2 protein-coding genes are annotated in these 7473 nt (G+C 69.8%); one reads left to right on the forward strand and one right to left on the reverse strand.

The features are described from left to right. Positions 1–289: 289 nt before the first annotated feature. Positions 290–1072, forward strand: coding sequence for an IclR family transcriptional regulator (locus AC07YS_RS31730; RefSeq protein ID WP_062481672.1), 783 nt, complete (start codon positions 290–292; stop codon positions 1070–1072). Positions 1073–1088: 16 nt separating this feature from the next. On the opposite strand, the gene AC07YS_RS31735 is transcribed toward AC07YS_RS31730, so the two are convergent. Continuing rightward, on the reverse strand, positions 1089–7454 hold the full coding sequence (locus AC07YS_RS31735) for a prealbumin-like fold domain-containing protein (RefSeq protein ID WP_495270329.1): 6366 nt from the start codon (positions 7452–7454) through the stop codon (positions 1089–1091). Positions 7455–7473: the final 19 nt, after the last annotated feature.

Raw genomic sequence — 7473 nt, forward strand, 5'->3', positions numbered from 1 at the left:
AAGCGCTTGACGCCGAAGCTCACGGGATGGTCGGCGTTGTTCAGGTGGCCGAAGCGGATCACGCGCTCCTGCTGCGCTTGCGCAACAGCAGGAACGACCAGGGCGAGGGCAAGGCCGGCGGTGGCCAGCGAGCGGTAAAGCGTTCTCAAAGTTGTTCTCCAGCGTGCGATTGAGCGGTCCATGCCGGGGCGCTTCACACGCGCCCCGACTCCTGGCGGCGCGATCTTATCGATTTAGTGGAAAATCTTTCTACTAGTGAAAACACTTGGCAAAATGCTAGAGTCGTCTCATGACAGCCATACTCGAACGCAGCTTCAAGGTGCTCGAACACCTCTCCGGCCACCCCGAGGGCCGTGCGCTTTCCGCGCTTTCTGCCGAGCTGGAAATGCCGTTGAGCGCCACCCACCGCCTGCTGAGCGAATTGGTGCGCTACGGCTATGTGCGGCAGGACCAGAGCCATGGCGACTACATGCTGACCATCAAGCTGGTGTCGCTGGGCCTGAGCTTCTTGAGCAACAGCGGCATCGTCGACGTGGCACAGCCGCTGCTCGACCGGCTCGCGGTCGCGTCGGGCGAGCTGGTGCGGCTGGCGGTGGTCGACGGCGACGAGCTCACCTTCGTCGCGAAGGCGCAAGGCGCCACGCGCGGGCTGCGCTACGACCCGGACATGGGCCTGTCGGTGAACCTCTCATGCAGCTCCGCAGGCCACGCCTGGCTCTCGACCATGACGGACGAGCAAGCGCTGCAGCTCGTCGCGAAGCAGGGCTTCGGCCAGCCGGAAGACTTCGGCCCGAAAGCGCCGACCACCGTGAAGGCGCTGCTCGTGTTCCTGCGCGCCACGCGCAAGCGCGGTTTCTCGATGATCAACGAGGTGTTCGCCCCCGCGATGACCGCCATGGCCGCGCCGGTGCGCGGTGCGCACGGCGGCGTGATCGGCGTCATCACCATCGCGGGGCCGCTGGTGCGGCTCACGGAAGAACGCATGCTCGCGCTGGGCCCGCAGCTGCTGGCTGCGGCGGACGACGTGGCGCGGGCCAGCGGCGCGTCCGCACTGTTCAAGCGCCGGGCCTGAAGGCCCTGCCAGGTCCTTAGTCGACCTTCACCTGGAACAGCACGAAGCCCGTGCCGCCCGGCTCGACCGTGCCCGTGAAGCGCCAGTCGATCGCGCCCGTGCCCCCTGCAGGTTGAACCGTGGTGCAGGCCACCGCGCCCGCCGGCGGCGCGTTCGCCGGCGTGGTCTTGACGCAGCCCGTGAGCGACGCCGGCGTGGTGCCCGTCGTCGCGCTCACGAAGGTGGTGTAGCCCGGCGTCATGTCGTTCACGACCATGCTGCGGATCGGCGCGTCGCCGTTGTTCGTGTAGGTGATGCGGTACTCCAGCGTCTCGCCCGACTTGGCCTGGTTGTTGACGCCGAAGGTGCCGCTTTGCGTGATGTTGCGCACTTCCTTCTTCAGCTCCAGCGCCACGCCCGACACCGTCGTGAGGTCGTCCAGCGTGAAGCTGCCGCTGAGCGACGGGCTGGCGTTGGTGTAGGTGAAGTCGGCGCGGATCGTCGCCTTGTTGTTCGAGCCCAGCGGCGCCGTGGCGGGAATGAACTCCTGCACGATCACGCAGACCTTGCCCGCGAAGGCCACGGGCGTGGCTGCCGCGCTCGGCGGGTACAGCTGCGCCGCGCCGGGCTGCAGGCTGCCGGTGCAACCCACATCCGCGAAGACCTTCGTCGTCCAGCCGGTGATGGCCGGCGTGGCCGTCTCGCTCGCCACGCTGAAGCGCACCTGCCCGGCCGTGCCGGCCGTGAAGGTGTGGGCGTAGGTCACGGTGCTGCCCGGCAGGCCGGTCTTGGCGCCATCGGTCGCGAAGGCGCTGTTGTCGACGTCGCCGAAGTTCAGGTTGGCGTGGCCCGTGCCGTTCCAGCTGAAGGCGATGCGGTCGGGCGTGCCGGTGCGCGTGTAGGTGTAGGTGCCACCGGCCGCGGCCACGGCCGAGCCCGAGGGCAGCGCGACGTTGCCCACCGAGGCGCCGGTGGACACGCGCGTGCCGGGGTTGGTTTCTTCCACGCACATCGCCGAGCCCGTGGCCGTGCCGGCCGGCACGCTCAGGCTGTAGGCACCCGAGGCGTCCGTGAGCGCGCTCGCGTACACGGCGGCACCGCAGTTGGTCAGCCGCACGCTCACGCCCGACAGCGGGCCTTCGCCGCCGTTGACGATGCCATCGTTGGCCGTGCCGCTGCCCACGCCGTTGTCCAGGAACACGCGGCCGCTCACGATCGCCGCGAGCGTGTTGGTGAAGGTACAGACCACCGCCGTGCCGTTCGTCAGCCCGGCCGCGGGCAGCGTGACGGTGCCCGCCACCAGGTCGACCGCCGCCGTCGCCCCGCCCGCCAGGCCCGTGCAGGTCGCGCCCGAGAACGCGAAGCCGCCGGGCATCGAGGCCGCGACTTCGGTCAGCACCGTCTGCGTGTTGGCCGTGGTGAGCGTCTTGATGGTGCCCACCACCGTCGAGCCCGACACCGAGACGTTGATGCTGTCCGAGCCGAAGCCGTTGGTGCCGCTGAACGCGAAGGTGCCCGTGCCGCCCAGCGCCTGCTTGCGGATCTGCACCGTCGGCAGGCGGTTGTTGCTGTAGGTACAGACGATGGCCTTGCCCGCGTCGCCGGCGCCGATCACCAGCGTGTTGCTGGCCTGGCCGTTGGTGCCGCTCAGGGCGTTGGCCGTTGCGCCGCCGTCGGCGGTACACGACAGCACGGTCGTGTAGTTGGCCAGCGTGCCGGTGGGCATCGTTTCCGCGGGGAACGTGATCGTGTTGCCCACGGCCGCCACCACCGCCGCGCCGCTGTTGCCGGCCGTGGGTGCGGTCGCGGTGAACGCGGCCGTGTTGTTGGTCGCGCCCGTGGTCGCGCCGATGCTGGCGACGTTGCCCGTCTCGCTGTTCGCGCCCCAGGCCTTGCGCACCTGCAGGGTGACCGTCTTCTTCGCGTTGGTGTAGGTACAGACGATGGCCTTGCCGGCGTCGGCCGCGGCAATCGCCAGCGTGTTGCTCGACTGGCCGTTGGTGCCGCTCAGCGGGTTGGTGGTGGCGCCGCCGTCGGCGGTACAGGCGAGCACCGTGCTGTAGTTCGCGAGCGAACCGGTGGTCATCGTCTCGGCCGGCAGCGTGAGCGTGCCGCCGACGACCATCGACACCGCCGTGCCGCTGTTGCCGGCGGTGGGTGCGGTCGCGGTGAACGCCGACGTGTTGCTGCTGCCACCCGTGGTCGCGCCGATGCTGGCCACGTCGCCGTTCGTGCTGTCCGCGCTCCAGGCCTTGCGCAGCTGCACGGTGACGGTCTTGGGCGTGTTGGTGTAGGTACAGACGATGGCCTTGCCGGCGTCGCCCGCGCCGACCAGCAGCGTGTTGCTGTTCTGCCCGTTGGTGCCGCTGAGCGCGTTGGCCGTGGCGCCGCCGCCGGCCGTACAGGCCAGCACCGTGGTGTAGTTGGCGAGCGTGCCCGGCGCCATCGTCTCGGCCGGCAGCGTGATCGTGTTGCCGGCCTGCACGGTCACGGCCGTGCCGCTGTTGGCGCCCGTGGGCGCCGTCGCCGTGAAGGCCGTGGTGTTGCTCGATCCGCCCGCGCTCGCGCCGATGCTCGCCACGTTGCCGGCGATGCTGTTCGCACCCCAGGCCTTGGCGATCTGCAGCGTGGCAGTCTTCGGCGTGTTGGTGTAGGTACAGACGATGGCCTTGCCCGCGTCGCCCGCGCCGACCACCAGCGTGTTGCTGTTCTGTCCGTTGGTGCCGCTCAGCGTGTTGGCCGTGGCGCCGGCATCGGCGGTACACGACAGCACGGTGGTGTAGTTCGCCAGCGTGCCCGTGGTCATCGTCTCGGCCGGGAAGGTGAGCGTGTCGCCCGCGGCCACCGACACCGCGGTGCCGCTGGTGCCCGCCGTCGGCGCCGTCGCCGTGAACGCGGCGGTGTTGCTCGCGCCGCCCGTGGTCGCGCCGATGCTCGCCACGTTGCCCGTGGTGCTGCCGGCGCTCCAGGCCTTGGACAGTTGCAGCGTCGCGGTCCTGCGCGTATTGGTGTAGGCGCAGTTCACCGCGCTGTCCGACGGCATGGTGAAGCTGCGGCTCAGGCCGCTGCCGCTCACCGTCACCGCGCTGCCGTCCGACACCTTGGTACAGGCCAGCGCCGTGGTGTAGTTGGCGGCGTTGCCGGTGGTGAAGGCTTCGGCCAGCGTCACCGTGGCGCCGCTGGCCGCGGTGGCCGTGGCGTTGGTGGTGGTGGCCGGCGCGGTCGACGTGCCGGCGGTCGCGCCCGTCACTTCGGCGGCGCTGCCGCTGACCGTCAGGTTGACCTTGTCGCCGGCGATGGCGCCGTTCCAGCTCTTGGACAAGGTCACCGCCGCCGTCTTGCGCGTGTTGGCGTAGGTACAGACGATGGCCGTGTCGGCCGCGCCCACCGTCAGCGTGTTGCCCGACAGGCCGCTGGTGCCGGTGCAGCTCAGCGCGCTGGTGTAGTTGGCGGCGCTGCCGGTGGTGAAGCTCTCGGCCAGCGTGATGACGCTGCCCACGGGCACGGCCTGTGCGGCGCCGGTGTCGGTCTCGGCGGCCGTGTTGGCCACCGAGGCCAGCGCGGTGAGGCCCGTGCCGGTGACGCTCACGGCGTCGTTGACGATCGCGCCCGACCAGGTCTTGGCCAGCGTGACGGTCGCCGTCTTCGCGGTGTTGGTGATCTCGCAAATGATCGGCAGGCCCGCATCGGCGTTGCCCAGGGTCAGCAGGTTGCCGCTGAGCGAACCGCCGCCGGTGCAGCTCCAGGCGCTGGCGGTGTACGAGCCGGCGTTGGTGCCGAAGGGCGTCTCCGACAGGGTCACGGTGTCGCCCACCGCCACGCGCTGCGCGCCGCCGGTGTCGGTTTCGTTGGGCGTGTTGGCCGTGGCCTGCAGGTTGAAGGCGTAGCCGATGTTGTGGTTCGGGTGCACCGTGCCCGACGCAGTCAGCGTGAAGGCGTCGTTGACCAGCGCGTTGACCCACTTCTTGCGCAGCTGCACCGTCGGCGCCTTGGCGTTGGTGACGGTACAGACGATGTTCGAGCCCGCCACCGTCGCCGCGGCGTTCAGCGTGAACTGGTTCGTGTTCTGCGCGGTCCCACGCGTCACCGTGCCGCCGCTGCCCATGCCCGTGCAGCTGACGTCGGTGATCACGTAGTCGGGCACGCCCGTGGCCGGCGTGTAGGTTTCGGTGAAGGTGGTCGCCGTGCCCGTCGCGGTCAGCGTCTGCAGCGGCCCGTTGACGGCCGTGCCGGCCACGGTGGTGGTGATGGTGTGCGCCGCCACGCCGTTGGTGCCCGTGAAGTCGAAGCCGGCCACGCCGCCGAGCGAACGCTTGGCGAGGGTCAGGGTCGCGGGCTTGCCGGTGTTGGTGTAGGTACAGACGATGGCCTTGCCCGCGTCGGTCGCGCCGATCAGCAACGTGTTGCTGTTCTGGCCGTTGGTGCCGCTCAGCGCGTTGGCCGTGGCGCCGCCCCCTGCCGTACACGACAGCACCGTGTTGTAGCTCGCGAGCGAGCCCGTGGGCATCGTCTCGGCCGGCAGCGTGATGGTGTTGCCCGCCACTACGTTCACCGTGCTGCTGTTGCCCGCCGTGGGCGCGGTCGCCGTGAACGCCGTGGTGTTGCTCGCGCCGCCCGTGCTCGCGCCGATGCTCGCCACGTTGCCGCTGATGGCGCCGGCGCCCCAGGACTTGGTCAGTTGCAGCGTCGCCGTCTTCGGCGTGTTGGTGTAGGTACACAGGATCGCCTTGCCCGCATCGGCCGGGCCGATCAGCAAGGTGTTGGTGACCTGCCCGTTGGTGCCGCTCAGCGCATTGGCCGTGGCGCCGCCACCGGCCGTACAGGCCAGCACCGTGTTGTAGTTCGCCAGCGTCCCCGTCGGCATCGTTTCCGCGGGGAAGGTGATGGTGTTGCCGGCGACCACGGTCACGGCCGTGCCGCTGTTGGCACCCGTGGGCGCCGTCGCGGTGAAGGCCGTGGTGTTGTTCGCGCCGCCCGTGCTCGCGCCCAGGCTCGCCACGTTGCCGGCGATGCTGTTCGCGCCCCAGGCCTTGGCGATCTGCAGCGTCGCCGTCTTCGGCGTGTTGGTGTAGGTACAGACGATGGCCTTGCCCGCGTCGCCCGCGCCGACCAGCAGCGTGTTGCTGTTCTGTCCGTTGGTGCCACTGAGTGCGTTGGCCGTGGCACCGCCGCCGGCCGTACACGCCAGCACCGTGTTGTAGTTCGCCAGCGTGCCCGGCGACATCGTCTCGGCCGGCAGCGTGATCGTGTTGCCCGTGGCGACGGTCACGGCGGTGCCGCTGTTCGCACCCGTAGGGGCCGTCGCCGTGAACGCCGCAGTGTTGTTCGTGCCGCCCGACGTCACGCCGATGCTCGCCACGTTGCCCGTGAAGCTGTTGGCGCCCCACGACTTGACCAGCTGCAGCGTGGAGGTCTTCGGCGTGTTGGTGTAGGTACAGACGATGGCCTTGCCCGCGTCGCCCGCGCCGATCACCAGCGTGTTGGTCGCCTGGCCGTTGGTGCCGCTCAGGCTGTTGGCCGTCGCGCCGCCACCGGCGGTACACGACAGCACGGTCGTGTAGTTCGGCAGCACGCCGCCGTTCATGGTTTCCGCGGGGAAGGTGATCGTGTTGCCGGCCGCGACGGTCACGGTCGCGCTGGTGTTGGCCGTCGGCGCCGTCGACGAGAACGCCACGGTATTCGCCGCGCCGCCCGTGGTGGCGCCGATGTTCGCCACGTTGCCCGTCACGCTGATGGGGTTCCACGACTTGGCCAGTTGCAAGGTCGCGGTCTTGCGCGTGTTGGTGTAGGTACAGACGATGTCCTTGCCGATGTCGCCGAGGGCGATCGTCAGCGTGTTCGATACCTGTCCGTTGGTGCCGCTCAACGTGCTGGCCATCGTGCCGCTATTCACGGTGCATGACAGCACGGTGTTGTAGTTCGCCAGCGTGCCGGTGGTCAGTGTTTCGGCGGGCAGCGTGATGACGTTGCCGATGTTCACGCCCACGACGGAGCTGGAGGCGGCCGTGGACGCCGTCGAGGTGAAGGCCGAGGTGTTGCTGGCACCGAAGAAGTTGGTACCGCCCGTGGAGGCGCCAATGCTCGCCACGTCGCCGGTGTTGCTGCCGGCCGACCAGGCCTTCGCGAGCTGCAGCCTGACCACGTTGAACTGGATGACGACGAGGCCGTTGCCGCCGGTGGAGCCGGTCAGCGAAGCGCGCGCGCCGCCCACGCCGACGCCGCCCTGGTAGAGCGTGTTGCCCTGGTTGGCCGGGTTGGAAGCCGCCGAGTAGCTGCCGTCCGCTCCCGCGGTGATCACGCCGCCGGTCACGCCCGTGCCGATGAAGCCCGAGCCGCCGCCGCCCGGTCCGTTGTAGGAACAGCCGACCGAGACGGGATTGGGCGTGTTGCTGCACTGGGCCATGCCGCCGCCGCCGCCGAAC

The sequence above is a fragment of the Variovorax sp. GW458-11-26-14-LB1 genome, assembly GCF_059423965.1.